The 26362-nt window shown below is 66.5% G+C and carries 24 protein-coding genes and 1 pseudogene; 14 read left to right on the top strand and 11 right to left on the bottom strand.

Going from position 1 to position 26362, the window contains the following annotated elements; translation table 11 throughout:
* Positions 1–140: 140 nt before the first annotated feature.
* Complete coding sequence (locus ACIHA7_RS34195) at positions 141–959, bottom strand: helix-turn-helix domain-containing protein (RefSeq protein WP_397295409.1); 819 nt, start codon at positions 957–959, stop codon at positions 141–143.
* Between the two features lie 50 nt (positions 960–1009).
* Between ACIHA7_RS34195 and ACIHA7_RS34190 the strand changes: the two genes are divergently transcribed.
* From ACIHA7_RS34190 to ACIHA7_RS34170, 5 genes are all read left to right on the top strand, one after another.
* A complete protein-coding gene (locus ACIHA7_RS34190; protein ID WP_397295407.1) occupies positions 1010–1429 on the top strand; it encodes a DUF2000 family protein in 420 nt (139 codons plus the stop codon).
* Between the two features lie 146 nt (positions 1430–1575).
* Positions 1576–1989 (top strand): hypothetical protein, encoded by a 414-nt coding sequence (locus ACIHA7_RS34185; protein WP_397295405.1) that lies wholly within the window; start codon positions 1576–1578, stop codon positions 1987–1989.
* Positions 1990–2094: 105 nt separating this feature from the next.
* Positions 2095–2601 carry an O-acetyl-ADP-ribose deacetylase gene (locus ACIHA7_RS34180; protein WP_397295404.1) on the top strand — a complete coding sequence of 169 codons (507 nt, stop codon included), beginning with the start codon at positions 2095–2097 and terminating at the stop codon, positions 2599–2601.
* Positions 2602–2761: 160 nt separating this feature from the next.
* Positions 2762–3379 (top strand): class I SAM-dependent methyltransferase, encoded by a 618-nt coding sequence (locus tag ACIHA7_RS34175; protein WP_397295402.1) that lies wholly within the window; start codon positions 2762–2764, stop codon positions 3377–3379.
* Positions 3380–3576: 197 nt separating this feature from the next.
* Positions 3577–4176 carry a hypothetical protein gene (locus ACIHA7_RS34170; RefSeq protein ID WP_397295400.1) on the top strand — a complete coding sequence of 200 codons (600 nt, stop codon included), beginning with the start codon at positions 3577–3579 and terminating at the stop codon, positions 4174–4176.
* A 147-nt stretch (positions 4177–4323) separates the two neighbouring features.
* Here ACIHA7_RS34170 and ACIHA7_RS34165 read toward each other — a convergent pair whose 3' ends face one another.
* The 3 genes from ACIHA7_RS34165 to ACIHA7_RS34155 form a co-directional block, all read right to left on the bottom strand.
* The gene (locus tag ACIHA7_RS34165) at positions 4324–4917 is read right to left on the bottom strand and encodes a DinB family protein (RefSeq protein WP_397295398.1); all 594 of its coding nucleotides are present in this window, start codon (positions 4915–4917) and stop codon (positions 4324–4326) included.
* Positions 4918–4999: 82 nt separating this feature from the next.
* Positions 5000–6040, bottom strand: a complete 1041-nt coding sequence (locus tag ACIHA7_RS34160) for an alpha/beta hydrolase (RefSeq protein WP_397295397.1) — start codon at positions 6038–6040, stop codon at positions 5000–5002.
* Positions 6041–6377: 337 nt separating this feature from the next.
* A complete protein-coding gene (locus ACIHA7_RS34155; RefSeq protein ID WP_397295396.1) occupies positions 6378–8135 on the bottom strand; it encodes a lytic murein transglycosylase in 1758 nt (585 codons plus the stop codon).
* Positions 8136–8536: 401 nt separating this feature from the next.
* Here ACIHA7_RS34155 and ACIHA7_RS34150 point away from each other — a divergent pair, with 401 nt between their 5' ends.
* Together ACIHA7_RS34150 and ACIHA7_RS34145 are read left to right on the top strand one after the other, a co-directional pair.
* Complete coding sequence (locus ACIHA7_RS34150) at positions 8537–10084, top strand: beta-N-acetylhexosaminidase (RefSeq protein ID WP_397295394.1); 1548 nt, start codon at positions 8537–8539, stop codon at positions 10082–10084.
* Between the two features lie 114 nt (positions 10085–10198).
* Positions 10199–11344, top strand: a complete 1146-nt coding sequence (locus tag ACIHA7_RS34145; protein ID WP_397295392.1) for a hypothetical protein — start codon at positions 10199–10201, stop codon at positions 11342–11344.
* A gap of 80 nt (positions 11345–11424) precedes the next feature.
* Here the strand turns inward: ACIHA7_RS34145 and ACIHA7_RS34140 are convergent, their stop codons facing one another.
* The 3 genes and pseudogenes from ACIHA7_RS34140 to ACIHA7_RS34130 form a co-directional block, all read right to left on the bottom strand.
* Positions 11425–11694: a hypothetical protein gene (locus ACIHA7_RS34140; RefSeq protein WP_397295390.1), complete on the bottom strand. Its 270-nt coding sequence runs from the start codon at positions 11692–11694 to the stop codon at positions 11425–11427.
* 34 nt (positions 11695–11728) lie between these two features.
* Positions 11729–12736, bottom strand: a complete 1008-nt coding sequence (locus tag ACIHA7_RS34135) for an LGFP repeat-containing protein (RefSeq protein WP_397295389.1) — start codon at positions 12734–12736, stop codon at positions 11729–11731.
* 421 nt (positions 12737–13157) lie between these two features.
* A pseudogene (locus tag ACIHA7_RS34130) lies at positions 13158–13424 on the bottom strand (DUF1990 family protein); the annotation flags it as partial.
* Between the two features lie 89 nt (positions 13425–13513).
* On the opposite strand from ACIHA7_RS34130, the gene ACIHA7_RS34125 reads away from it, so the two are divergent.
* From ACIHA7_RS34125 to ACIHA7_RS34110, 4 genes are all read left to right on the top strand, one after another.
* On the top strand, positions 13514–13654 hold the full coding sequence (locus ACIHA7_RS34125; RefSeq protein WP_397295388.1) for a hypothetical protein: 141 nt from the start codon (positions 13514–13516) through the stop codon (positions 13652–13654).
* 2 nt (positions 13655–13656) lie between these two features.
* The gene (locus ACIHA7_RS34120; protein ID WP_397295386.1) at positions 13657–13986 is read left to right on the top strand and encodes a hypothetical protein; all 330 of its coding nucleotides are present in this window, start codon (positions 13657–13659) and stop codon (positions 13984–13986) included.
* Positions 13987–14113: 127 nt separating this feature from the next.
* Positions 14114–15322, top strand: a complete 1209-nt coding sequence (locus ACIHA7_RS34115) for a PucR family transcriptional regulator (RefSeq protein WP_397295385.1) — start codon at positions 14114–14116, stop codon at positions 15320–15322.
* 160 nt (positions 15323–15482) lie between these two features.
* Positions 15483–16793 (top strand): lipase family protein, encoded by a 1311-nt coding sequence (locus ACIHA7_RS34110; protein ID WP_397295384.1) that lies wholly within the window; start codon positions 15483–15485, stop codon positions 16791–16793.
* A 52-nt stretch (positions 16794–16845) separates the two neighbouring features.
* Here ACIHA7_RS34110 and ACIHA7_RS34105 read toward each other — a convergent pair whose 3' ends face one another.
* From ACIHA7_RS34105 to lanL, 3 genes are all read right to left on the bottom strand, one after another.
* A complete protein-coding gene (locus ACIHA7_RS34105) occupies positions 16846–17739 on the bottom strand; it encodes an esterase/lipase family protein (protein ID WP_397295382.1) in 894 nt (297 codons plus the stop codon).
* A gap of 293 nt (positions 17740–18032) precedes the next feature.
* Positions 18033–18164: a hypothetical protein gene (locus tag ACIHA7_RS34100; protein ID WP_397295381.1), complete on the bottom strand. Its 132-nt coding sequence runs from the start codon at positions 18162–18164 to the stop codon at positions 18033–18035.
* 39 nt (positions 18165–18203) lie between these two features.
* On the bottom strand, positions 18204–20900 hold the full coding sequence (gene lanL, locus ACIHA7_RS34095; RefSeq protein ID WP_397295380.1) for a class IV lanthionine synthetase LanL: 2697 nt from the start codon (positions 20898–20900) through the stop codon (positions 18204–18206).
* A gap of 202 nt (positions 20901–21102) precedes the next feature.
* Between lanL and ACIHA7_RS34090 the strand changes: the two genes are divergently transcribed.
* From ACIHA7_RS34090 to ACIHA7_RS34080, 3 genes are all read left to right on the top strand, one after another.
* Positions 21103–23040: a potassium transporter Kup gene (locus ACIHA7_RS34090; protein ID WP_397295378.1), complete on the top strand. Its 1938-nt coding sequence runs from the start codon at positions 21103–21105 to the stop codon at positions 23038–23040.
* Between the two features lie 480 nt (positions 23041–23520).
* Positions 23521–25068 (top strand): CHAT domain-containing protein, encoded by a 1548-nt coding sequence (locus ACIHA7_RS34085; protein ID WP_397295376.1) that lies wholly within the window; start codon positions 23521–23523, stop codon positions 25066–25068.
* A gap of 57 nt (positions 25069–25125) precedes the next feature.
* A complete protein-coding gene (locus ACIHA7_RS34080) occupies positions 25126–25698 on the top strand; it encodes a TetR/AcrR family transcriptional regulator (protein ID WP_397295375.1) in 573 nt (190 codons plus the stop codon).
* 62 nt (positions 25699–25760) lie between these two features.
* On the opposite strand, the gene ACIHA7_RS34075 is transcribed toward ACIHA7_RS34080, so the two are convergent.
* Positions 25761–26357: an HD domain-containing protein gene (locus tag ACIHA7_RS34075; protein WP_397295373.1), complete on the bottom strand. Its 597-nt coding sequence runs from the start codon at positions 26355–26357 to the stop codon at positions 25761–25763.
* Between the last annotated feature and the right edge of the window lie 5 nt (positions 26358–26362).

Below are 26362 nucleotides of genomic sequence, written 5' to 3'. Positions count from 1 at the left end.
CATCTGGTTGCGATACTTTATCGCAACCAGTTGGTTGCGACAAGGGGGCCGCGACCGTGGTGACCGAGTCGGTCCATGCTCGGCCGGATCCGCGTCGAGGAGCAGCGTTGCGGCGGTTGGATGTTCGGTTGGATGCCGTATCAGCCGAGCGTCGGGCCGTCCGCGCTGCGTGCGTACTGTCCGGGCGTCGTGCCCAGGATGCGTTTGAAGTGTCGGATCAAGTGTGGCTGGTCGTGAAAACCGGTGGCGGCGGCCACATCTCGGGCGGGCATGCCGCTCAGCAGCAGTGGACGGGCGCGATCGACCCGGCGCGAGATCAGGTACTGGTGTGGTGGCATTCCGAACTCGCGGCTGAACGCGCGGATGAGGTGGGTGGGATCGGCGTGCAGTACTGTCGCGGCCTCGGTGAGCGAAATGCCTTCTGTGGTACGGGAATCGAGCAGTTCGCGCAGTCGGTGGGCCAGCCCCGGATCTCGGCGTCGAGTCGGCGGATCGGTGCCGCGTAGCAGATCGCCGAGACGGTCATTGACGAGAGCGAGGCGACTGGCGGCCTCCAGCTCGTCGCCGGGGCGCGCGAGCGTCCCGTGCAGCTGACGGATGCGGCGGTGCAGCAGCGGGTCGGTGAAGGTGGGAGTGTCTACGGCACAACCGATCATCGCCTCGGACAGCCGGGCATTGTCGAGGTACAGCACCCGTTTGCGAAACCCCTGCGCGGTCGCGGCCTGGCCGTTGTGCGGAACATGCGGCGGCAGCAGCGAGACCACCGAGCCGAGGACGCCGTGCTCGTGCCGGTCCAGGTTGTAGCGAATCACCCCGTCGTCGACGATCAACAGCGTCCAGAAATCGTGGGCGTGCATCGGGTAGACGTGCCCGACGAAGCGGGCGTGAAAGACCTCGACGATACCGGGTACCCGCGGTTGCCAGGCCCTGATCTGCTCGCCCGAGCTGCCGGCAACCATGCCAGGATCGTACAAGCCTCGGCGGGCCCGACAGCGGAAGAGTCATCGGCATGGAGAACATGCGATTCGACACCAAGATCGGGGTACTGCTGCGCGAGGACCTACCGACCTGGCAGCGGCTCAACGTGACGGCTTTTCTGGTCAGCGGTCTGGGCACGGCGCAACCGGAAGTGATCGGGGAACCGTACGAGGACGCGGACGCGACGACCTACCTGCCGATGTTCCGTCAGCCCGTACTCGTCTTCGAGGGCGGCAAGGAGGTGCTGCGCGGCGCGCACAGCAAGGCGCTGGCGCGCGGCCTGCGCACGGCGGTGTTCACCTCCGACCTGTTCAGCACCGGAAACGATCGGGACAACCGTGCCGCGGTGCGCGCGGTCGGCACCGATCACCTCGACCTCGTCGGCATCGCCGTGTACGGACCGCGCAATGTGGTGGGCAAGACGTTCAAAGGTGCACGCATGCATCCGTGAAACGGCGGAGTCGGCCGAAGCGCAGCCTGGCTGGGACCGCTTCCTGGTCGGAAGGGTAATTGTGGGAATCGGTCCGGACGCGGGGTTGGGCCCAATTACCATCGAAGTCGATTTCTCGCGGCATTGGATGGTCAGGAGGTCGGCCGATGTTCGGTACGAGGTACGCGCTGGTCGCGGTCGCGGGGGTTGCGACGACGATGCTGGGCTCGACATCGGTGAGCGCCGCTCCCGAGGACGAGTTCATCACGTTGAATTCCGTGCTCACGGCGTCGCTCGACGGCTTGCAGGCCACCGGCACCTATCGGTGCGAAAGCGGTATCGGCTATCTCGACGTCTCCGCGCAGATGGATACCAACGGCAGCGGAACAATCCAGCTGACCAGCTCCCCGCCGGGAGTGATCCTGCAATGCACGGATCGGGTCGAGACCTGGTCCGTTCCGCTGAAACCGACCAACGGGCTGCCAGTGCTCGTGCCGTACACCGAGGGCACCGGTACCGCGCAGCTGAACAGAAAATATTGGAAGGTCGATTCCGGACAGGTGGACCTGCACGTCGGATAACCCGGCACCCGATCCGCGAGCGCGGTTCGGCTGCGGCGAGCATCGAGACTGCGCGGGTATCCGTACGGATTTTGCCGGGTCGCGGCGAGTCGCGACAATGTCGCCATGGTCGAACTTGTGCTGGTCCGCGGCGATATCACCGAGCAGGACGTGGATGCTGTGGTGAATGCCGCGAATTCTTCATTGCTCGGCGGTGGGGGCGTCGATGGGGCCATTCACCGTAAGGGGGGTCCGGCGATCCTGTCCGCGTGCCGTGACCTGCGGGCGTCGCATTACGGGAAGGGGCTGGCGACCGGGCAGGCCGTCGCGACTACCGGCGGGAACCTGCCCGCACGGTGGGTGATTCACACGGTCGGGCCGGTGTGGTCGGCGGAGCACGATCGCTCCGAGCTGCTGGCCTCCTGTTACCGCGAATCACTGCGGGTGGCAGACGAGTTGGGTGCGCAAACGGTGGCGTTCCCGGCCATCTCTACTGGGATTTTCGGCTGGCCGATCGATGATGGTGCCCGCATCGCGGTCGAGACTGTGCGCGCCGCCGACACCGCAGTGCGCGAGGTGCGGTTCGTCCTGTTCAGCCAGGAGGCCTACGACTGCTTCGCTGCGGCCGTGTGATTTCCCGACGCTGTCGATAACCGGCGGATCCGCAGTTTTCTGGCGCACTCGGGATTCTCTGCGGGTGCAGGCAATTCGGCATGCGTGGTTCCGACGCGCTGGACGGTCGGCATGCGCGAAGTGCCGCGCAGGATCCGGGGCGCATCGTAACGTCGGGGGCATGCTGTCGAATCCAGGCAAACCTGAAACCGATGTCTCCGTGCAGCGTTGGCAGGACATACCCGGCTGGTTCACGTGGCGAGACGCGCAGGAAGAAGCGGTCGCGCATTTTCCAGAGGGCAGTACTTTCGTCGAAGTCGGTAACTATCTCGGTCGTAGTTTGTGCTCCCTGGCGGAGGTGGTGGACGACAGCGGTAAGTCTTGCACCGTCGTCGGAGTCGATACTTGCCGCGGAAGTGGACCCGAGGGAGTGCGTGGGATCAACGCGCACGGCTCAGCGGTCTCCGCCGGTGGCGGTACTTTCGCCGGATTGCTGCACCGCAATGTCATCGCGTGTGGGTTCGCCGACCGGGTACTGATCGTGGTCGGCGACTCCGAGTCCACCGCCACCCTGTTCGCCGACGCCTCGCTCGCATGGGTTCACATCGACGCCCGGCACGACTACGACAGTGTGGTGGCGGACATCACCGCGTGGCGGCCGAAAGTGCGGCCTGGCGGCTGGCTCTCCGGCGACGACTACATTCCGTCGGCATGGCCCGGTGTCGTCGCCGCGGTCGATGAACTGCTTCCGCAAGCGCAACCGTGGTCGACCATCCAATGGCGATGGGTGAACGATTGATTCGCTCGTCGGTCGACCGTTCGCGAGATCAACTGCTGGTCAACGGTGTGGACTGCGGTGAAACCGGACGAAGTAGGTTTATGTTTGTCATAGGTGACTTGTCCTGTTGTGCCGGCGTTGGTTGTCGGTCCGGATCGAGTTCCCGGTGTTCCTCGCGGGCTGTATTCCATTGGTGACTATCGCGAAGGTGGCGTTCGATGGCTCGTTTACTGCGCGGCCGGCTCAGTGGTCGCGAGCCCGGTGTCCGGGCGCAGATGGCGCGGCGGATGGCTTCCATCGCCGCCGTGGTCGCCCTCGGGATCGGAATCAACGCTGCCGAACCCGGACCCAGCCACGCGGACCTTCCGCAACTTCCGCTTCCCGACCTCATCTGTCAGGCGGGCACTCAGGCAGAGTTCGGGGTGGTGGACAACGCCGTCACCGGCATCTATATGGGCGCATACCGCAACTGCACATCCCCCAACGGCCAATACCCCCAGTACGTCTCGTGGGTCATCACCGTCGACCCGATCAACGTCAACGGCTGCCCGCAGACCCGCTTCTTCGGTTCGGGAACGATGACCTGGGTCAACCGGCACACGATGCAAACCGAACCAGGCACAGTGGATTTCGATGTCGACCTCTCCAGTCTCTCGACGATCAAAATCGCGCTGAAAGTGACCAGCGGCCCCCTGGCAGGCAAGACCATCTCCGCCCTGGTAGTCCCCTCATCAACCGACCTCCTTCTCCCATGCCCCAACGGCGGCGTCGGAATCAGACGCCTGAACTTCGACGGGCAGGGAGTATTTCGGTCCTGAACCGATGACAGCTGCCAGAAGCAATCGCCACCAGAGACTCACGGCACTTCTGGCTGCCCGCAGCGATATCGGTGATGTGTGCGCGGAATACCCTGCTGGGTAGGGCGACTCGGGTCGATGGGTGCGCCTTCGTGAGGTCGGCAGGGGTCAGGGGAGTCCGGCGGCGTGCTTTGCGATCTTCTCCAGCTCGGCTCGGTATTGCTGCCACCGGGCCGAGTCGGTGGTCGGCATGTTGTCGTTGCCGTCCATCAGGCCTGCGGCACCGTCGATGAGTTCGCGGAGGATGTCGGCGTGTCCGGCGTGCCGGTGGGTTTCGGCGGTCACGTGCACCAGGATCTGGTGCAGGGTGACGGTTCGGTGCTCTTCCTTCCACCACGGGACCGACCCTTCGGTGGTGAGGTCGAGGGTCTCGATCGTGGCGTCGGCATGTGCCCAGGCCCGCCGGTAGAACTCGATGATGTCCTCGCGCGACTGTTGCGCGGTGGCCCACATATCGGCCGTGGGATCGGACTCGAAGTCGTACTCGGCCATGGGCTCGTGGTAGGGACGGGCGAAAGTGTCACCGAAGTAGCCGAACTCGACGCCGGCGAGATGTTTCACCAAGCCGAGCAGGTTCGTGCCGGTGGGTGTCATCGGACGACGCACGTCGAATTCGGACAGGCCATCGAGCTTCCACAACATGGCCTCGCGGGCCGAACGCAGATAGCGGTGCAGATTCGCCTTGGGGCCGGAGACAGTCATGCCGTGCAGCTTGCCACGGTGCCCGGCCATGCTCCACCCGTTTCCGTTCTCTACCAGCGGTATTCATGGTCTGGCTGGTCGTCTATCGAATCCCGAGGGCATCGAGCAAGATCGGCAGGGAGCGGTGGAAGTTGTCGTTCCAGTACGGCGGGCTGTGGGTGCCGGTGGTGAAGTGAGTGGTCACCGTGGCGTTCGATGCCCGCAGCCGGTCGGCGGTCAGCCGGGTGCTCTCACCCATGACCGCCTCCGTCGGGTCGACCATGCTGTCGGGGAATTCGTCTGCGAGCCGGTCGATTTCAGGGAAAAGGGATTCACGCGGGAGGTTCGGGGGGTCGAATTCGCCGGGGGAGCCATCACCGCTGGACAAGTAGAGAGGGATTCCGGTCAGATTGTCCGCGAGATGGTAGGGGTCGTTGGCCATCCATTGCGCGCGGTTACGAACCGGGTCGCCCCATAACGCGGAGCCGTCGATTCCCAGGAACCCGGCAGCGCCGAGGACCACCTCGGGGCGTCGGAGCGGGTCCAGCCAGCCGCTGTAGCTCGCGGCGGCGCCGAACATGCCGGGCCGGTGGGCGGCGTACTTCAGGGCACCGTAGCCGCCCTGGGAGATGCCGGCGATCGCCCGTTTCCCGCTCGCGCCGAAGTCACGTTCGAGCAGCGGAATCAGATGGTCGAGGTGGAAGGACTCGACATTCGGCCCGCCGGCATACCAGTCGCTGTAGAACCCGAACATCGGCATTCCCGGAATCACGACCAGAACATCTCGCAGCCGCGCTATGTCGGCGACCGCGGTGTCGGTGGTCCAGCCGGTATGGTCGCCGTCGCCGCCGGGCAACAGGTACAGCACCGGCCATGTGCGGCCAGAGGTGCGGTTGTGCCAGCCGGTCGGGGTCAGCAGCCGGACCTGGGCGTCCTCCGGGAGGGCAGTCGATCTGATGGTGAGATCGACTGCGCGTTCGTCGAGGCGCTTCTGGGCGACCACCTCGATTCCCCCACCACGATCCGCGCCCGCCCGCTCGGGAGCGTTGGTCGACGGCGTGCACGCCGGCATCGCCGCGACAGCCACGGCTGCTGCGAAAATCATTGTGACGTCGCGAAATCGACGGCGGGCCGTATCGAACATGGCATCGACGCTACGGATGTGCCGGGTGCGCCCGCATCGGGAACAACCCCCAGGTGAACCCTATTTTCACCGACGGTGTGGTGAGCCTGCCCATGGGCGGCGGTTGCTCAGTGGGTTGGGATTGAGTTCTGCAGGAATCGGAGCAGAACGGCCGTCGTCTCCTCGGGGCGCTCCAGGTTCGGGAGATGGCCTGATTCGGCGAGTTCCAGGTGGTGGGCATTGGGAAGGATGCGGGGCAGTCGGCCGAGTCGATGGAGACGGCTGGCGGCCCTGATGTTGGTCGATCAGCAGCCGTGTCGGCCCGGGTTGCGTTGATTCGTCGGGAGTAGCCGGCCGGTCAGGGCTGGGGTGTGGGTGGCTGGATGGTGGTGGTTGGGGGTGCGGGAGCCTGGGCGGGTGGCTTCTGGTTGGCAGGAGGTTGCTTGGTGGATGGGGTGGCGGGCGGGGCTGGCTGGGAGCCGGGGGCCGCGGGCGGTGCTGGTCGGGAATTGGGTGCCGCGGGCGGTGCTGGTTGTTTGGAGGCGGGGGTTACTGGAACCGGCGTGGTTGGTTGGGGTTTGGTGGCGGGTGGGGCGGCCGGTTGTGGTGCCGGAGCCGGTGCGGGTGGAGGTTGTGGAGTGATTGGTTGCGACGGTGCGGGGGCGGCGGGCTGCTGCGGTGGGGGCGGGGGAGTTGGTTGTTGTTGTGGTGCTGGTTGTCGAGGTGCGGGGGTGGCCGGTGCGGCGGGTTGTTGATTGGGTGTGGTTGGTGGAGGCGTGGCTTGTTGTTGTTGGGGTGGCGGTGGGGGAGCGGACTGTTGAGGTGCCGGCGGTTTCGGCGGGGCCTGGGTTGTCGGCTTGGGTGTGGTGGGGGGCGGCTTTCGGTCAGTGGTCGCTGGCGGTGGAGCGATCGGCTGCTGGGTGGTGGATTGTGTCGTCGTGGAGGGAGCCGGGGCGGGCGGGCGTGTGGTCGGCGCGACGGTGGTCGGCGTGGTTGTGCTGGGTGTTGTTGTGGGAGTGGTGGTTTGGGTAGTTGGCCGTGGTGAGGGGCTGGTCGGCACCGGGATGGGAGGCGGCTTCGGCAGGGCTGAAGGCGGGCAGAAGATGCCGCAGGGGATCGGTGCTCGTCCGGGGATGTTGATCGTCACCCGGATCTTCAGTTGCAGTGTTGCCCTTGGGTTTTGAGGAACAGTGGTAACGGTGGTGTCGGGTGCGTCCGCTGGCGGGGGATCGGGTGTCGCTTCGGGTGCGGGCGTTTCCTCCGGTGGCGCGGCGGGATCGGCGACGACGGTCTCGCCGACGCTCATGCTCGAGCCCGCGCCTTCGGGCATGCCGCCGTCGGGGGTGCTGTCCGGGATGGGGGCGAGCTCACCCTGGGCGGGGGCGCCGCCGGTCTTGTACGCGTTGGACCAGCTGAGCACCTTGGACGCGTACTCGAGGGAGTTGTTGTAGCGCAACACCGCACGTAGCTCTTGCTTCTGATCGCGCATATCCAGATCGCCGGAGCACAGGTATTTGCCCGCGCCGAGTACCGCGTCGAAGATGTTGTTGGGGTCGGTGTTTCGGTCGCCGTTGCCGTCGGCGGCGTAGATTGCCCAGGTGCCGGGCAGGAATTGCATCGGGCCGACGGCGCGCACGTAGCCACCCTCGGCGGCCGGGATGATCTCGTTGCCGGGCAGGGTGCCGTCCAGTGCCGGGCCGTAGATGATGCCGCGGGTGGTGCCTTCGGCGTCGGTGCGCCCGTTTCCCGCGTGGTTCGATTCGATTTTGCCGATGCCGGCCAGCAGATGCCACGACATCCCGCAATTGGGCGTCGACGACTGCAAACTCAGTTCGGCGTTGCGGTAGGCGGCGAGCGCGATCTCCGGGATGCCGCGGGTCGGCACGTTGGGCAGGTCGACGTTGTGCAGCGGGACGGTGCCGTCGACCAGCGATTCCTCGTCGATCGGCGGCGTCATCAGTTGCTGCTGCGTGGGTTCCGGTCCGATGACGATCGATTGATCGGTCCCCGGGTCGGAAGCGCCGATGGACGACGCGAGCAGGCCGTCGGTGGTGCGTGGCGTGGTGTGCGCGGCCGACCCCGACAGCACCAACCCGGTCAATACCAGCGCGGACACGGCAGTTGGTCCAGATATTCGCATCGGCGCACCAATCCCTCGGGAGGTCTAGCGCGGCGGTGCCCTGCGGCACCGCCGCCGCGAGTTCCGATCATCCGTAATCGACGGAAGTCGTTGCCGGGCACGAAAATGTCCTACCGCCGATGTCCGAACAACCGGGGTGAATCATGGCACGAAAAAGCAACCCGGAGCTCCCCAGTAGAAGTGGGGAAATTATCGGCCGACGAGCTGTCCGCCACCCGGATCAAGTGTTCATTGAATGGTAATTCGGCCTATATCCCCAGTTGGGAAGGTCCCCACTCAGATCTTGCACGCTGATCCATACTTCTGTGTGCCCCCTCGAGTTGTACCGGAGGTACGCTATGCGGAAGTTCCTATATCCCTTTGCATTCGGCGCAGTAGTGGCTTTGACCACGCTCGTCATGCCCGGCTCGGCAGGTAACGCCGCCGACAATCCACAAACAACAGAACGCGGTGTCACCGATATCGTGCCGGTCCCCGTCGAAGCCAAGCCGGACCCCGGCTCGAACTTCCGGTTGACCGCCGAGACCGTGATCCGCGCCGAACATCAGGCCAAGGATGTCGGGAACTACCTGGCCGGCCTGCTCCGGCCCGCCACGGGTTTTCCCATACCGGTCGTCGATCGGTACGACCTCGGCAAGAAGTCCGCGATCACCCTCGAACTCGGCGACGCCGGTTCACGCGTCGGTGATCAGGGTTATCAGCTGCACGTGGCCAAAAACGGCGTCAAGCTGAAGGCCAACACCACCGACGGGCTGTTCGGCGGCGTGCAGTCGCTGCGCCAGCTGTTCCCGGCGGATATCAACAAGACGACTGTGCAGAAACGGGATTGGACCGTTTCGGGCGGAAAAGTGCTCGACTACCCGCGCTTCCGCCAGCGCGGTGCGATGCTCGACGTGGCCCGGCACTTCTTCAAGCCGGATCAGGTCAAGCGCTACATCGACCAGATCGCTCAATACAAAATCAACACGCTGCACCTGCATCTGACCGACGATCAGGGCTGGCGTATCGAGATCAAGAGCTGGCCCCGGCTGGCCGAGATCGGCGGCCAGACCGCGGTGGGCGGCGACCCGGGTGGTTACTACACCCAGGAGCAGTACAAGGACATCGTGAATTACGCGGCGTCCCGGCACATTACGGTGATTCCCGAGATCGATATGCCGGGCCACACCAATGCCGCGCAGGCGTCGTACGGCGAATTGAACTGCGACGGTAAGCCGGTGCCGCCACGCACCGATATCGAGGTCGGCTACAGCTCGCTGTGCATCGGCCTGCCCATCACCTACAAGTTCGTCGAGGACGTCATCCGCGAGGTGGCGGCGATGACCCCAGGTAAGTACATCCACATCGGCGGCGACGAGGCGCACGCCACCTCTGACGCCGACTACAAGACCTTCTTCGACAAGGTCACCCCGATGCTGGCGACCTACGACAAGAAGGCGCAGGGCTGGCACAACATCGTGGTGACCAACCCGCCGACCTCGGCCATCCCGCAGTACTGGGATCCGGCAAGGAGCAACGCCGATGTCGCGGCAGCGGCCAAGCGCGGCAACAAGATCCTGATGTCGCCTGCCAACAAGGCGTACCTGGATATGAAGTACAACAAGGACACCAAGCTCGGTCTGCAATGGGCTGGCCTGGTCGAGGTGAAGGACTCCTACGACTGGGATCCGGCCACCTTCCTGCCCGGCGTTTCGGAGAGCCAGCTGGCCGGTGTCGAGGCGCCGCTGTGGTCGGAGACGCTGCGGACCAGCGCCGATATCGAGTACATGGCGTTCCCACGGCTGTCGGGCATCGCCGAGATCGGCTGGTCGCCCGCGGCGACGCACAACTGGGACAAGTATCGGGCACGGCTCGCCAAGCAGGGCCCGATCTGGACCGCGCAGGGCATCAACTTCTACCGCTCCCCGCAGGTGGATTGGAAATAGCCGGCGCAACACAACCACCCGAAAACCATTCTCGGGTGGATAGATAACCATCGCAATTCGGATCGGCCGGATTACAGGATCGTCCCCAAGAGAGCGATCCGGAAGGAGTTCGAGGTGTCGCCTTACAGAAGAACTTTCATTGCTTGCCTCGCGCTGCTAGCCGGACTGGGGACGGTCCTCACCCCGGCCACCGTGGCTGCCCAACCGGAAGCCGCGGCGGTCGACACCGACGGTGACGGATTGCCCGATACCTGGGAGAAGAACGGCTACGACGCCAACGGCGACGGCACGATCGACGTGGACCTGCCCAAGATGGGCGCGAATCCGAATCACAAGGACATCTTCGTCGAGATGGACTACATGAACGGGCGCCTGCCGACCACCGCGGCCCTGGATCGGGTCGTCGCTGTCTTCGCCAACGCGCCGGTCACCAACCCCGACGGCCGCACCGGGATCTCCATCCATCTGGATGCGGGCAACGCCAGGGGCACCGCCTACGATCTCGGCGGCGGCAACCAGGTGCCCTACGACGCCGACCTGTCGCCGGTGGACAGTCAGGTCGCGGCGATCAAACGCAGCAACTTCGCCGCCGCGCGTGCCCGGGTCTTCCATTACATGATCTGGGCGGATTCCTACAACGGCGGTTGCAGCAGCGGTATCTCGCTGGGCATCCCGGCGGACACCTTCGTGGTCTCGCTCGGACCGAAGTGCAATTGGAATCCCGGTGACGACGGCAACGTCGGCACGTTCATCCACGAATTGGGGCACAACCTCGGGCTGAAACACGGTGGCGTCGACCACGTCAACTACAAGCCGAACTACCTCAGCGTGATGAACTACAGCTTCCAGTTCTCCGGTGTGCCCAAGACCGACGGCACGTCGAACTTCGGCTACTCGGGCGTGAATCCGCCTGCGCTGAACGAGAATTCGCTGCAGGAGCGGCAGGGCCTCGGGCCGGTGGCCGCGGGCTGGCGGACGGTGTACTTCTGCCCGGACAACACCCGCAAGCGGACCGGTGCGGCGGACCAGCCGATCGACTGGAACTGCAACGGCAGCATCCAGACCTCCGGCGTGCGGACCAGCGTCAACAACGACCGGAATTACACCTCGCTGCAAGCCCAGAACAACTGGGCCTCGGTGGTGTACGACGGTGGCAACGTCGGTCAGGACAGCGTCGAGACCAGGCGGCTCCCGGAGCAGTCACCGGAGGAGATGACCAAGGAGGAGTTCGATCGGTTGCAGGAGAGTCTGCACGAGTAACGTTCTCCGCCATATGAATTCCCGGCGACGCGACCGCCGAAAGCGGCCGCATCGCCGGGAATTCTGCTGTCACACCGAGATCAGCGGACCACCCGGTCGGTGGTCTGCCGATTCTTCGCGAACATCGCCAGCACCGCGGTCAGTACCGCACCGACGACACCGCCGCCGGCGACCTGCCCGATGACCTGTCCGAGATCCAACCCCGAACCGGTCGCCGCCTGGATGATCGCGCCGGTGACACCGCCACCGACGGCACCCGCGGCCGTATTGCCGACGGGGCCCAAACCCTTGCCCGCGCCGGCCATGTTCCCGCCGACCAGACCACCTAGTACACCCAACAACCATTCCATTGTCGTTCCTTTCCCGTGGTGGTGTGCTTCCGGTCTAGCGGCGCGTGGTTGGTGCGTCGCGGTGCATCTCATGTGCCCCTGAGACATTCGCGGTACCGCGCTGTCCGGTGGCTGTCGCGTCGGTGCGCGACGGTGTGAACCCTTGCCGGCCCGCCGCCGTTGCCGAGGTCCCCGGGGTGGGGGCGCCGCGCACGGTCGTGGTGGTGTCCGGCCTGCGCCTGCCGAGCATGGCGAGCAGTCCGGCTACGACGGCGGTGATGGCCAAGCCGATGGGGATGCCCCACCACCGGTTGATGCCGGACCCGTCGGAGTCGGTGGTCGCCTCGGTGTCGGGGTTCGGCACCGGGTTGGGTACCGCGACGTCAGGTGCGTCGGCGCGGAAGCCCGGTAGGGACGCGGCTAGCTCCGGGGGCTGCGTCGCTAGACCGTTGTTCTCCGACCATGTGATCTCGGTGCCGCCGGGGCCCTCGAAGTTGGCCCTCGCGACGCCGTCGTCGACGGTCATGTCCGAGCGTGGGTAGCCGAAAGGCCCGGTGACGCCGCCGCTTTCGCGCCATGCGTCGAGCACCTTGCCCTTGATGGTCCAGGCACCCGTTTCGGGCTTCCAGTAGATCGCGGCGCCACCGGGCTCGGCGAAGTCGTTGAATCGGCCGACGCCGTCACCCGCGCCCGACTCGTCGTTGGTGGGGAAGCTCAGTGGACCGCTGGGGCCGCCAAGCGACTTGTACTTGACGAGGATTTCGCCGTACATCGCCTTGGCTCCGGTGTTCGGCGAGTAGTAGATGACACCGCCCTGATAGGCGCGCTCGGCACCGCCGGCGACGTCGGTGGCCGGGCCGAGCGGGGCGCCGAGGAAGGATCCCGAGCCGCCGAACTCGGCGTAGTGCGCGTCGATCGCATTGACCGCGTCCGCGGACGGGTCGGCTACCGCTGGCGCCGCGGTCGCGGCCAGTAGCCCCGAAGCGAGTGCGGCGAGCACGTTGACCGTGAGCGAGGTGCGGCGCCGGGTCTTTCCTCGATGGGTATCCAACATTTCAGGCATGATCTCCTCGATTCGTCAGTGCGATGCGCGAGCCGACAAAGCGCGGCCGGTCCGCCGCTGATGGTGCGGCGATTCGGTCCCTAAAACGTGCCTTCGGCCTGGACGTGATCGGTGGTGAGGGTCGCGCTTGCCCGAAACTCCCGGTGGTGTTGCCCCGGGTAAAGGCTGATTCCGGCTGTTATCCCGTCCTGGTCGAACTCGAACTGTCGGTTGGCGATATCAGCGTTGCGCTCCTGTATTCGTAGTGTATTCCCGCCCGCGTTATGGCACGGTCGATCAGCTACAGCGGGGCAATTCCCCTGTTCTAGCGGCGTCAAACATGGTTTCAGCTGGAAATCGGCGGTTGACCGCCCCGCATGCAACAAATCGGCGGTCGAATGCTGCGGAGTCAGCTACTGCGATGTGGCAATGGAAGTGCCCGTCAGCGCGCCATTACGCGGGAATAGCGGCCCCGGTAGTACCGCTGTGCGAGCAGCACTACCGGAAACACCGCTCGCCAGCGTCCATCCGGCGCCTGACGGGTCAGGGATCGCAGGGTGAGCAGGACGGTGCCGTCCGCGGCCCGATGCACGATGAAGGCTTGCTCGCCGGAAACGGGATGACCGGGCAGCGTGCCGTAGGCGAATCCGCACCGCGTGGCGCTGTCGACCACCGCGACCACCCGCACCGGTTCGGCGCCCCAGCCCGCCGCTGTCGAACGTTCAGCGGATACCCAGCTCGGCGCACGGCGGCGACCATGGCTGCATGCGTGGATCACTACGGGGAGTGTGACGTTCGATGGATCTACTGGTCATCCTGGTCGGACTGGCGATCGGCGCGACGATCGTCTGGGGCGCCGCCAGTTTCCGCGCCGAGGGCGCCTACCGGCGCGGCCGTTCGGACCCGATACCGCGCGGCGACGACGAAGGCGGCCGATAGGGATGGACATTGTCATCGAGATCCTCGTCGCCTGGTCGTTGGGCCGGGTGCGCCGGTCCGGGATGCAGGTCAACGGCCTTACCGATCAGGCTCTCGACCTCGCGGTCGATCGGGTGTGGCAGGTGGTGGTCGGCAAGCTCGGCGCCGACCCGACGATCGGGCGGTTGGTCGCCGAGGCGCGGACCGGCGAGGTCTCGTCGCGAGCCAGGGCGGCGGCCGAGCGTTCGCTGAGCGCGGCGGCCCTGGTGGATCCGCGGTTCGCCGAGGCGCTGCGGCAGGCGGTGGCCGGCGTGGTGACGCCGGGTAGCACCCGGCGTCGGCGGTGGTGGTGACCCCTGGCGGTGACGGTGAATCCGCTCGACGGCGGCGACAGGTCTGCTAAATTTGCGTTACCGGCGGTACCGGGTTAATTGAACCGCGCCTGCCGGGCGGTACCAGACATCGTCGTTGGGAGTTGCCGTGACCAGAGCGGGCACCGTTGCCGCCTTCGACCGCACGCCCCGCCGGTCCGGCACGATCGATCGGCTGCTCGCGGATGCGATCGCGCTGGTCGACGGGTTCTCCACGCAGTCGCCGGTGTACGACGGACTGCCGAGCTCGCTGGTCGACGCGGACTTCGTCCCGGCCGCGGAGTTGAATGTGCGGCTGTTCTTCCAGTTCTGGCTCGACGGTAACGAGCCGTCCGAGGACGATACCCGACCGCTGGTCGAGCGCGCGGTATCGCTGGTGCACGACGGGATGCCGCTGGAGGAGGTGCTGCGCAACTATCGGACCGCGGTCGACTTCCTCTGGTCACAGCTGCCGACCATGGCGTCACCGGCAGGTCGGGCGGCGCTGGCCGAGATCGGCCGACCGCTGTCGGAGTACCTCTCGCTGATGACGGCACGCATCGCGGTCGCCTGTATCGAGGACGCCCGCCGACGGCCGTGGGACGAGCTGGAACGCAGGCGCGGAATTGTCGACGCCCTACTGGCCGGGCGCGATCCGGTCGATTGGGTGGGTGATCCGGCGGTGCCGGTCGCGGACGCATTCATGGTCACCGTCATCCGCCCCGGCGATCCGGGCCCCGGCACGCTCACTGGTCTGCGGCAGCGCATCCACGATCTGCCCGGTGCGTTCCTGCGCCGCGATATCCGTGGGTGGACCGCGCTGATTCCGATCGATCCGAGCGGTGACAGTGCGGCGGTGATCGAGCGGCTGTCGGCGCGGTTGGCGCCCGGTGCCACCGGCGAGACACCGCCACTGCTGTGGATCGGCGTCTCGCCCGCGCCGACCCGATCCGCCATTCCGGCCGCCCTGGCGGAGGCCAGGGTCGTCGCGGAGCTCGGTCGCTGCCTCACCCGCAGCGAAATGATCTGCCGTCGGCAAGATCTGCGGATGGAGTACGCGGTAGCGGTCGACGCGTCGGTGCGCACCGAACTGGCCTCGGTGCTGGCGCCGCTCGCGGATCAACCGGTATTGGCGGAGACGCTCGGCGTTTTCTTCGCGAACGAGTGCAATCAGAATGCCGCGGCGCGGCTATTGTTCGTGCACCGCAACACGATTACCTATCGGTTGGCGCGGGTAGCCGAACTCACCGGCTACGACCCGCAGCGCCCGACGGAAGCGATGACATTGTCGGCGGCGCGAACCGCCCAACTCTTGGAATCGAAGGGATTCTCGGCCTGATTTCGTGGACCGAGTCATCGGCAACCGGCTCCGGGCGCTATGGATGTGCACAACTGCCGTGGCGGGGACTCTGTTTGTTTGTCGATAGCGAGACCGACGCGCACGGGAGTGTACTTACCCGAGTTCGGATTGCCGTTCACACGTGACGAGACGAGGGTGCATGTTCGGGGAGAGATTCACATGGGCAGCGGTGCCATTGGCGGCACTCTGCCTCGCCGTGTCCAGCGCCGGCGTCGCGGCGGGTGATCCGTATCCGACGTTCCCGCCGGATCAGAATCAGCTGCCGCAGTTGCCCAGTGAACCGCAGATCTACGACCTGTTGCCGATCCCGGTGCCCGCCGAGGACCCGTGGTACGCCGATCCGGCGGATCTGGCGTCGTACGCGCCCGGGCAGATCATTCGGACACGCAGCGTGCAGACCCGCATTCTCGGCATTCCGTTCCCGGTCGACACCAAGCAATTGTTGTTCCGCAGCAACGACATTCACGATAATCCGATCGCCACCGCGACGTCGGTGATCACGCCGGGTATTCCTTGGACGGGCAGCGCGCGCCCGGTGGTGTCGTTTCAGGAGGCGATCGACTCGACGAACTCGGCCTGCAATCCGTCGTACACGTTGCAGGTCGGCACCATGAAAGAGGCGGCGCTGGCGACGGGTTGGCTGGCGCAGGGCTTCGCGATCAACGTGCCCGACTTCGACGGCAAGTTCAACACGTTCAACACCTTCGACGAGGGCAAGATGGTGTTGGACAGCCTGCGGGCCATGAAAAACGATGCGACGCTCGGGCTTTCGGACTCCGGCATCGCTCTGTACGGCTATTCGGGTGGTGGCTCCGGGTCGATCCGCGCGGCCGAGATGCGGGAGAGTTACGCCCCCGACGTGCGATTGCTGGGTACCGCCATCGGTGGCACTCCTGGCGACCTGCGCTTGCAGGCGCGCTACGCGACCGAACAGCGGCCTGGACTCACCGGTATCAGCAACTTCACCATGTGGCTCGGCTTCGCCGGCTTGTCCCGCGAATTCCCCGAGGAGTTCGACGCGACGAAGCTGCTGACCAAGGAGGGGCAGGCCATCCTGCAGGACATGCAGAGCCGCTGCGTGTACACGGTGGCGCTGTCCGGCATGTACCGGCCGATCAGCGACTACTTCCAGCCCGGCCTGACCTTGGAGAACGCGCCCGGCGTGATGCGGGTGCTTGCGGAACAGAGCCTGGGCCAGCACATTCCGGACAGTCCGATCTTCTGGTTCCACGGCATCTGGGATGAGCTGATCCCCGCGTCCGTGGTGCTGCCCGTGGTGAACGACTATTGGAACCGCGGTGCGGATCTGCGGTTCTTCACGGTGCCGCTGCCCGAACATGTCGTCAACGCGGTGGCGGGCTGGCCGCCCGCGGTGGCTTGGATCAGCGCGGTGCTGCGCGGCCTGCCGCCGGGCCCGCGCTTCAAGGCCGACTTCCAGATTCCCGGTTAGTCGCCGGGTTGCGATCGGCTATCGCGGGTGCGGCCGCGATAGCCGATCGGGTCTATCTCGTCTGTACGGATCCGGCGCCGAGGCCGCAGGGGACAGGGGCCGGGTGGTCGGGATCCAGGGCGTTGAGGACCAATTGGATGGTGGTTGGGTCGGAGGTCATGGCCATGTGCTCGGAAAAGTTTGTGGGGCAGACGTCTTGGAGGGTGATGTTGTCGACGTCGGGGCCGGTGAGGAAGCCGGTGGTGTAGGGCGTGGCGAACTCGTCGAACTTGGACACGATGACGGTGTAGTGGATGCCTGCTTGTGTTTCGCCGCCCGCGTTCAGCTGGGTGATGAACTCCGAGGTGGGTAGCTGTTCTCGGCAGGACGGGCACAGCAGATCCGTTGCCTGTGGGATCAGGGTGATCGGGAGGCCGATCAAACCCCAGGTGGTGCCGTGGTTGTCGGGGGCGAGGCCGACGAGCGTGTGCACCTTGTCGGCACCGCCGAGGTTCTTCACGTAGTACCGGGGCAGCACGCCGCCTTGGGAATGGCCGACGATATCGACCTGCTGTGCGCCGGTGGCCGCGAGTACCCGGTCGACGAAATCGGAGATCTCTTGCGCGGAGGCGCGCATCGGGCCGATGCCGGACACTGTTCCGCCGAGGCCGCGACCGAAATCGAGCGCGTAGACGCAGTAGCCCGCGGCGGCGAGTCGCGGGGACATGGCGAACCAGTTGTCCAGGCGATTCTCGAAGGTGCCGTGTACCAGGACAACCGGGCGCGGATGCGCGGCACTCGGACGGCAGGACCAGTTGTTCGCGCCGGGCGGCGGTGGCACGACGTCGATGTCGGACGACCCTTCGCTCGGTGTGGGCTGGTCGGCGACGGCGGTGGCGGCCGGTAGCACGGTGAGCGCCAGCGCGCTCAAACCGGCCACGGACAGCCGGACAAGGGATCCACGCACGAAAAGCTCCTCATCTCCGGTTCGACGGCGAGCACGCCGCATTACCAGCGAGCCGCGGTTCTCCTCGAAGTAATTCAGGAAAGATCGAGAATGGCGGGCAGATCATGTGATAACGCGGCCGCGATTCGGAGCCTAGCGCACACCGCCCCGACGAGCATCTGGTGCGTAAAGACGTACTCAACAGCGAGCTCAACGTTGGGATGTTGCCCAATTTTCGCCGCTGAACTGGGCGGCAAGTGCACCCGGCGCGGGTCCGGTGGCTGCCGTGCGGGTACCCACACGGCAGCGACACACTATTCGGGGGTCGAGTTGTAGCTGTCGGCCCATACGAAGCTGCGGTAATGGCTGCGGCAGCACATCCGCGGCTCCATCGGCTGCTCTTCGGTTTCCGGCAGGTCTTGCAACTCCAAGACGTCGGCTTCCACGATTCGCCTCCTTCTCTGCGATTCTCTGTGTTCTTTTACTCACGGCGGGCCGTCACCGGTCGGGTCGTTGTCGACCGACCAGGAACGGGATCCGCCATGTCCGAGGCGCAGCAGGAAGTCCAGTACGCCGGCGAGCCCGACGTTGTAACTCGCGCACACCGCACGCATGGTGTCGTCGGGGACCAGGAGCCTGCCGTCGCGTTCGGTGGCCCGGACGTAGAGGCAGGTGGCGATCTCCGCCGCCCACCGCCGATAGCGGGGCTGCCCGGTCGCCGCGGCGAGATCGAGCAGCAGCTCGGCGTTGCCCGCAATGCCGTGGCAGGTCCCCGTCGCGAGCCGCCAGCGATCCAGGTACACCGTGCGCCCGGCGCGTTCGGCGAACTCGCGGAACCGCGGTTCCCCGGTCACCTGCCAGAGCCGGACGAGGAAGGTGCCGATGCCGGAGGTGCCGTTGCACCAGAAGTTCAGGTCGGGAGTATCGGTCCGGCCCGGTCCCTTCGGCCAGCGCGCGCCGTCGCCGTCGAGTTCGGCCACGGCGCAGAGCGCGTGTCCGCCGCCGATCGCGATCTCGATCAGGTCGGGCTGTTTCAGGTCGCGGCCCGCGGCGAGCAGAAAGGCGGCATTGCCCGCGACGCCGTGGCCGAAGCCGTAGGACTCGGAGCCGGCGAGTTCGTCGCGAAACTGCGCGCCTGCCAACCAATCCACTCGGCTGTCAGCCGCTTTCGTCAGGTGGACCAGCCGGTCGGCGCACTCCGTCGCTCGTTCGGCGAACCGCTGATCACCGCAGGCCCGCCACAGCTGGAGTTGCGCGAGACCTGCACCGGCCAAACCGTGGCAGATGTCGGGGTTGGGCCAGTCGAGCGGAATGCGCAGCGCGTAGTCCAGTGCGCGTTCGGCCAACGCGGCATCGCCCAAAGTCTTTGCGGCGGAATGCAATGCCCACACGGTGCCCGAGCGCCCGAAGTACAGGCCGGGCAGGATGCGGCTCGGCTCGGTGAGTCGCCGATCGAGCCAGTGGGCGGCGGTCGCCAGTGCTGGTGTCACCCATGGCTTTTCGGAGCGCACCGCGCGGTCCAGGACGGCAAGCACGCCTGCCGCGCCCAGCTGCACGTTGCACGGATCTCCCGGCGGCAGCGCCGACGGGCGCGGCCAGAGGTATTTGCTGTGTGGGGTCATCGTGTCGATCAGGTAGGCCAGTCCGTCGCACAGCAAGCGATCGATCTTCTCGACGGACAGTGCTGGCTCCGGAAGTGCCTGCCCTGCAACAGGGTCGGATCGTAAGAACGCGGCTGCGCGAGTCAGCGACCAACGGTGCGGAACCTCGGCGGTGAGACCGAGGATCAATGGGGCGAGCGCGCGCAACGCGGGAGAGGTCGGCGCGGCGGCCTCGACGATCGCCGCGATGCGCGCCCCGGTCGGCCGGGCGTGGGCAGCCAGCACCGGATTGATACCGCCTGCGACGAAGAGCAGGGTGGCGCCGAGACTGAAGCAATCCACCTCCGGGCCTGGCGCGGGCAGCGGCTCCGCGGTGTCGCGCCCGGTCGCACCGAAGTACTCCGGCGCGCCGAATCCCGGTGTGCCCGCGATATACGCCGACTGATCGGTGCGCACCGTGCATTCCATATCGATGAGCACGGGGATGTTGTCCGGTGTCACCATGACATTGCTCGGCGCGAGATCGCGCAGCACGTAACCCTTTTCGTGCACCGTGGCGATCCGCTGGGTGAGCTCGCGCGCCAGTTGCCAGACCGCGGACACCGGGGCCTGGCGCTCCCGCCCCGCGGGCCAGCGTTGCAGGCTGGTGCCCTCGATCAGATCCTCGACGAGGAACACGTGCTCGGCGACCGTCACGACGTCGCGCAGTGCGGGGGTGATCCCGGTCGGGCCGAGCCGCCGCAGGATCGCTGCCTCGTGCCGCAGCCGATCCCTGGCATCCTGCCCGGTCGGGTCCGCCGCGATGTGCGGGCGGGCCTCCTTGAGCAGCACCTCGTCGCCGGTGTGCTGGTCGCGGGCGCGGTAGACGCCGCCGCGATTGGAATGCCGGATCGCCGCGGTGACGAGGTAGCGGCCCGCGATTAGCACCGGGTCGCCCCGCTTGCGTGCGGGGCCGCTCTTCACCGGCGGGTCGAACGGTGGGTCGGCCCAAGCGGGTGGTGAGAACCACGGGTTGCGCGCGTCGGCGGTCGAGGTTCCGTCCGGTGCGCGCAGTTGTCCCTCGTAGAAGCCCGTGTCGTCCAGTTCGCTCGGGCCCGCGAAACAGCCGAATCGATAGTGCACCAGGCTGCCCGGCCGATAACGGCGATCGGACAGGATCGCCGGGCCTGCGAGTCCGGCGGTGGCCTCGTGCAGTTGCTCCGCGAGAATCCGCAGCTGATCGTCGTCGACCGGGTACACGGTGAGGAACTTGCCCGACTGAGCCCGATCGGCCCGAACCCCGTTGAGCTCGGCGATGATTCGCGGGGTCGCGGCGAACTTGAACGCGCACTCGTGCACCGCGAGCACCCGCGCCGCGTTGGCCAGCACTGTCGGCGCGGACACCGGGGTAGCGGAGACGTGCAACTTCCAGCCTTGTGACCGGGGCCGATGCCTCGGTGGCGTTACCGTGCACCACGTTTCACCGACACACAACCGCCACCGGATACCCACGGTCGACTCCGCAAGCACCGCCATCGCGATCGACCGATAGCCCGCCGCGACGGCCGAGTCCGCGAGCCGACCAGCCAGCACCTCGGTCATCGGTGGATGCCCCTCATCCGGTACTACACAGCGATTTGCGGCAAAGCGTGCTCCGATGCTAGTCGTCGGGTGGGGGAGCGTCGTGCCCATACTTCTGGTGTGCGGGCGCTTCGAGCCGGTCCGTCGACTCGCCGCGTGGCTACGGTGACTGCACGGCCCATCACGGCACGATGGGTGTGTGGCCGCGCAGCGAGGAGACGTCATGGGCACAGGGGTCGAGGTCGGTCCGTCGTTGTCTGCGCACCGCGGTCGGACGGCGGGGGCGGCGATCGTGGTCGGGGCACTCGGGGTGGTGTTCGGCGATATCGGAACCAGCCCGATCTACACCATTCAGACGGTGTTCAACCCGGGCGATCCGCACCCGGTGCCGATCAGCCCGGCCAACGTGTACGGCGTTGTGTCCCTGATCTTCTGGTCGGTGATGATCATCGTCACGCTGACCTACATCTCGCTGGTGATGCGCGCGGACAACGATGGTGAGGGCGGGATCATGGCGCTCATCACCCTGCTGCGCAGGCTGGGCGGTAGGCGCGGTGGCCGGACTGCCACGCTGCTTGCGGGCCTCGGAATCTTCGGTGCCGCATTGTTTTTCGGCGACAGCATGATCACTCCGGCGATCTCGGTGTTGTCCGCTGTGGAGGGTCTGAAGATCGTGCAGCCCGGCCTGGAAGAGCTGATCGTGCCGATCACGGCGGTGATCATCATCGGGCTCTTCGCGGTGCAGCGGCGCGGCACCGCTGCGGTCGGCAGGCTGTTCGGACCGGTGATGATTCTGTGGTTCGTATCGATCGGGATCCTCGGGGTGTCCGGCATCGTGCGCCATCCGGAGATTCTGCGGGCCTTGTCGCCAACCTATGCGCTGAGCTTCATGGTCGGGCACTTCGGCATCGCCTTCTTCGCGTTGGCCGCGATCGTGCTCGCGGTCACCGGCGCCGAGGCCCTCTATGCCGACATGGGTCACTTCGGCCGGAAGGCGATCACCCGAGGCTGGCTGGGGCTCGTGCTGCCCGCCTGCGCCCTCAGTTATCTCGGTCAAGGCGCGCTGATCCTCGGCGATGAAGGCACCGTGGGCAGCCCGTTCTTCCTGCTCGCTCCCGGCTGGGCGCGGCTGCCGCTGGTGCTGCTGGCGACCGCCGCGACGGTGATCGCCTCCCAGGCGGTGATCACCGGCGCCTACTCGGTGGCCTCGCAAGCGGCGCAACTCGGCTACTTGCCCAGACTGCGGATAGCGCACACCTCGGAGTCGACCATCGGCCAGATCTATGTGCCGTGGATCAACTGGGTACTGATGATCTCGGTGTTGACGCTGGTGTTCGCCTTCCGCAGCTCGGCGGCGCTGGCTTATGCGTTCGGCATGGCGGTGACCGCGACGATCTCCATCACCACCCTGGTGTTCTTCTACCTCGCCAAGATCAAATGGCATACCCCGCTGTGGCTGGTCCTGCTCGGCGCGGTCCCGCTGCTCGCGGTCGACGCGATGTTCCTGGCGGCGAACATGACCAAGCTCGTGCACGGTGCCTGGCTGCCGCTGCTGATCGGGCTCACGGCGTTCACGGTGATGAGCACCTGGGCGCGCGGTCGCGACGTCGTCACCCGCGCACGGGAGGAAAAGGAAGGATCGCTGCGCGCCTTCGTGGACGAATTGCAGCATCATGAGCCACCTTTGGTGCGCGTCCCCGGCACCGCGGTGTTCCTCAACCGCGGCAAAGAGACCGCGCCGCTGGCGATGCGGGCCAATGTCGAGCACAATCGCGTGCTGCACGAGCACGTGGTGATCATGTCGATCGACACGCTTCCGGTGCCGCGGGTGCCCGATGTTGCGCGCACCGAGATCGACGCGCTCGGCTACGCCGAGGACGGAATCATCCACGTGACCGCGCATTTCGGCTATATGGAAACCCCGAACATTCCGGCCACACTGGGCCTGCTCGACCCCGCGCACACCGAAGGGCGTATCTCGGTGACGGACGCGTCCTATTTCCTGTCGAAGATCGAGTTGAAGCGCGGCCCCGCACCGACCATGGCGCAGTGGCGCAAGCGCCTGTTCATCGCCACCTCGTACATCACCGCCGACGCCGCCGAGTACTTCGGTTTGCCGGGCCAGCGGACGGTGATCATGGGCGAGCGCGTCGAGGTGTAGGTCGTTTGGCGGACACCGCATTCGGGTGCGCGTCCATAGGCTGTTGCTACGCAGACACTTTCGTGATGCACGGGGGTTGATTATCCGGAATCGGCAGAGCTCGCAGGATTTTCCGGTCGCAGAGCCGCATGGGCCTGGCGACGTGGCAGGCGGTGGACAGACGCGCTGAGTGAGCGATGCTCAGCGCATCCCACTCGAATGGATTGGCTCGGCAGGTGTTCAAGCGGAAGAAGAGCCGGATCGATCCGGTGCTGGTGCGGCGGGTGGAGCAGCTGCGGCAGCAGTTCACTATCGCCGAAGGATCGGATTCGCTGGAGCAGGTTCGGGCGACGCTCGCCGAATTGAATTTATTCGTCTTGGAATTCGTGCCGACGATGGGTACCGAGCTGCGGAAGGCATTGATCGGCACGGAGGTGCTGCGCTGGGGCGATCATCCTGGAAACTCGACTACCGGAGTGCAATTGGTTCCGGGTGGCGATGATGGCGACGATGCACTCCGGGGCCTACGCGCAGGCGGTGGCGCAGTTCTGGCAGAACGACGAGACGCAGATGCCGTTGCGGGCGGCCAATCAGCTCGTCTTCGAACTCGGCGCCTACGCCAACCACCGGTGTTCGATGCCCGCGTTCGCGCCGCTGCTGCTGGAAAACGTCTCGGGCAGTCTGTATCTCGCGACGCAGGTGATGACCGCTATCCGCGCCGTCGACCCCGACCCGCAGCGGCTCTTCGACGACGGCGAAGAAGACCGGCGGTGGATCGCCGACCTCGAGTCCGGCGAATTCTGGGACCATCAGGACCGCGATACCCGAGTGATCAATCGACGGCTCGAAGAGTTCCGGGCCCGGCAGGTGAAACTCGTCGAAGCCGCACCCCCGCACCGCAGCACGCTGGAAGCCGAGGTGCGGCACTGCGTTACCGAGGTGGCCGCGATCCGTTCGGGCCGCGACATCGTCTATGTCGTCGCGACCCCGCTCGGCGGCGCCGCTTTCCGCACCTTCGGCGACGCCGCACGCATCGGGCGGACGGTCAGCGTCGACCTGCCTCGGTTCACCAGCGAGCAGGTGCACGCGTGGCAGGCTCGCCTCGCCGATCTGTACAAGCGGCGAGCGGGTGCCGCGGCGATGCACGAGGAGCTCAGCGAAATCCTCACCGAACTCGGGGCTTCAACCCTGGCGCAGATCCGCATGCACTGGCCGGACATGCGGGCTTTCGCCCTCGCCCCGGTCGGCGCGGCCGCCACGCTGCCACTCGGCGGCGCGCTGGTGGACGGGCGGCCGGCGCAACTGGAATTCGACATGACCGTGGTACCCAACGCGAGCATCTTCCTCACCGCCACCCTGCATCCCCGGCCGGACTCCCGTGTCGCGGTGGTCGTCGTGGATCCGGCGACGGGTGCTGACTTCCTGCCCGAGGTCGGGCCGGAAGGCGACGCCGTCGCCGCGATCCACCAGACACGTTCGGTGAATCTGCGGCCGAACAGTGCGCGGACGCCAGACGACGAACCGATCCGCATTCGAGCCATGGCACCGAGCAGGCGACGCGAGATCGCCGACGATCTGGCCCTGTATCCCGCCGCGCCGCACCCGGACGGCGGCCTCCTGGACGGCATCGAGCGCGCCGCCATCGTGCACCTCGCGTGCCATGGCGTGCTGGTCGAGGAGCCGGTGTTCAACTCGGTGCTGCTGCTCGGCGAGAATCCGGTGTCGCTGAGCGAGTTCCTGATTCGGCCGGTGGCGCCGGGCGGGGTGATCGTCCTGTCGGCCTGCGACGTGGGCGGGGCGGTGACGAGTCTGCCGAACGAACTGCTCGGCTTTCCCGCTGTCTTCTTGTCGGCGGGGGTGCGCACCGTGATCGCCTCCGCGATACCGGTGCTCGATTCCCCCGCGACGATCACCTTCCTCGAGGATCTTCATCGCGGACTGCGGGCGGGTGAGGAAGGCCATGCTGCGCTTCGGTCGGCACTCTCGGCGTCGTATGCCCGTGGCGACAGCTCGGCGATCTGGGCGGGATTCACCGCATTCGGTGCCTGACGACCAGCTAAGACATCCGTCTACGACAAATGTCTAAGACGCTGGTAATCTCGCGGAATGGGAAATCGCGAAGACCTGCTGGCCGGAGCGCGCAAGGCCGTGCTCGAGCGTGGCCTCGCCAAGACCACCGCACGCGACATCGCCGGTGCCGCCGGAGTGAGCCTCGCGGCCATCGGCTATCACTTCGGCTCCAAAGACCGCCTGGTCACCGAGGCGATCGCCGAGTCGGTCGGTGGCGGGGTCGGCGACGGTATGGAGGCGGCGATCCGGGCCGGGGGCGCGGGCACCTCGCTGTGGGATGCGTTGGGGCCCACCTGGACCGGCCTGCTCGAGCTGCTCGACAGCAGCCACGAGGCGCTGTTGTTGAGCGCGGAGAATGCCCTGCTCGTCGCGCGGACGCCCGAGTCGCAGGAGTACATGGCCTCGGCCATCCAGACTGCGTACGACGATCTGGCGAAGACGTTGCGTGAGGTTCATCCCGAGCTGTCGGTGGAGCAGGCGCGAGCCGTCGGCACGCTGTTCTTCCTGCTTTTCCAGGGGCTGGCGATGACGCATCTGACCGCACCGGCCGCCGCGGCGGTGGATGGCGCGCAGATCGCCCTTGCCGTGCGGACGTTGCGCGAGATGTAGTTACGGCACGTCGCTCAGGCGGTGGGTCTGTGCCCGTCCCTACTCCAGGCGCTGCCGTGCGGTCAGCGGTCGAGCGGGTTGGTCGCGATGCGGGTGGCGATACCGCTGCGCAGGGCCGCGGCGGGGGAGCTGTGCGGTTTGCGATCGGCCTGGTTCTGGAAGCAGGTGAGAAACTCTTCGGGGAGGCCGGCGCGGGGGTGGCTTTCCAGGACACTGCGGCGGAACTCGGCGGGGAGCGTCGTGCAGTCGCGGCCCGAGATGTCCACCGCGGTCCCGTATTCCAAGAGATGGCCTTCGGGGTCGACGGTGACGTCGACGCTGTCCGCCATATGGCCGACGATCACCTCGGACACCCGCACGCGCCGCGGCACCGGCCAACCGGCGGCCGCGCCGAAGACCCACGCCAGGTGACCGCCCGCGACCTCGAACGAGAGACCATTGTTGTCGAACGCCTCGACCAGGCCGAGATCGTGCAGCAGCGCCGCGACATACAGCAGTTCCGCGTCGAAGGCGATGCCGTCGAGCTGCGCATGGCCCGCCGCCCACAGGTACGACCGAACCGAGTGGTTGAACAGCGCGGGCGTGCAGTAGGCGGCTGCCACCTCGGTGGCGGCGCGGCAACTCGCGGAGTCGGGGATCGTCAGGTCGTGCAGCTTCACGAGCT

The organism is Nocardia sp. NPDC052316 (assembly GCF_044547795.1).
In the GTDB taxonomy this organism is placed as follows: domain Bacteria; phylum Actinomycetota; class Actinomycetes; order Mycobacteriales; family Mycobacteriaceae; genus Nocardia.
The sequence above is the reverse complement of the archived record's forward strand: the minus strand, read 5'-3'. Positions and strand labels throughout refer to the sequence as shown.

Excerpts from the sequence above, each read along its gene's own strand:
- ACIHA7_RS34080 (WP_397295375.1), top strand. The coding sequence starts at position 25,126 with ATGGGAAATCGCGAAGACCTGCTGGCCGGAGCGCGCAAGGCCGTGCTC.
- ACIHA7_RS34110 (WP_397295384.1), top strand. The coding sequence starts at position 15,483 with ATGTTCGGGGAGAGATTCACATGGGCAGCGGTGCCATTGGCGGCACTC.
- ACIHA7_RS34190 (WP_397295407.1), top strand. The coding sequence starts at position 1,010 with ATGGAGAACATGCGATTCGACACCAAGATCGGGGTACTGCTGCGCGAG.
- ACIHA7_RS34085 (WP_397295376.1), top strand. The coding sequence starts at position 23,521 with ATGGCGACGATGCACTCCGGGGCCTACGCGCAGGCGGTGGCGCAGTTC.
- ACIHA7_RS34170 (WP_397295400.1), top strand. The coding sequence starts at position 3,577 with ATGGCTCGTTTACTGCGCGGCCGGCTCAGTGGTCGCGAGCCCGGTGTC.
- ACIHA7_RS34180 (WP_397295404.1), top strand. The coding sequence starts at position 2,095 with ATGGTCGAACTTGTGCTGGTCCGCGGCGATATCACCGAGCAGGACGTG.
- ACIHA7_RS34120 (WP_397295386.1), top strand. The coding sequence starts at position 13,657 with ATGGACATTGTCATCGAGATCCTCGTCGCCTGGTCGTTGGGCCGGGTG.
- ACIHA7_RS34195 (WP_397295409.1), bottom strand. The coding sequence starts at position 959 with ATGGTTGCCGGCAGCTCGGGCGAGCAGATCAGGGCCTGGCAACCGCGG.
- ACIHA7_RS34175 (WP_397295402.1), top strand. The coding sequence starts at position 2,762 with ATGCTGTCGAATCCAGGCAAACCTGAAACCGATGTCTCCGTGCAGCGT.
- ACIHA7_RS34125 (WP_397295388.1), top strand. The coding sequence starts at position 13,514 with ATGGATCTACTGGTCATCCTGGTCGGACTGGCGATCGGCGCGACGATC.
- ACIHA7_RS34160 (WP_397295397.1), bottom strand. The coding sequence starts at position 6,040 with ATGTTCGATACGGCCCGCCGTCGATTTCGCGACGTCACAATGATTTTC.
- ACIHA7_RS34165 (WP_397295398.1), bottom strand. The coding sequence starts at position 4,917 with ATGACTGTCTCCGGCCCCAAGGCGAATCTGCACCGCTATCTGCGTTCG.
- ACIHA7_RS34140 (WP_397295390.1), bottom strand. The coding sequence starts at position 11,694 with ATGGAATGGTTGTTGGGTGTACTAGGTGGTCTGGTCGGCGGGAACATG.
- ACIHA7_RS34090 (WP_397295378.1), top strand. The coding sequence starts at position 21,103 with ATGGGCACAGGGGTCGAGGTCGGTCCGTCGTTGTCTGCGCACCGCGGT.
- lanL (WP_397295380.1), bottom strand. The coding sequence starts at position 20,900 with ATGACCGAGGTGCTGGCTGGTCGGCTCGCGGACTCGGCCGTCGCGGCG.
- ACIHA7_RS34135 (WP_397295389.1), bottom strand. The coding sequence starts at position 12,736 with ATGCCTGAAATGTTGGATACCCATCGAGGAAAGACCCGGCGCCGCACC.
- ACIHA7_RS34185 (WP_397295405.1), top strand. The coding sequence starts at position 1,576 with ATGTTCGGTACGAGGTACGCGCTGGTCGCGGTCGCGGGGGTTGCGACG.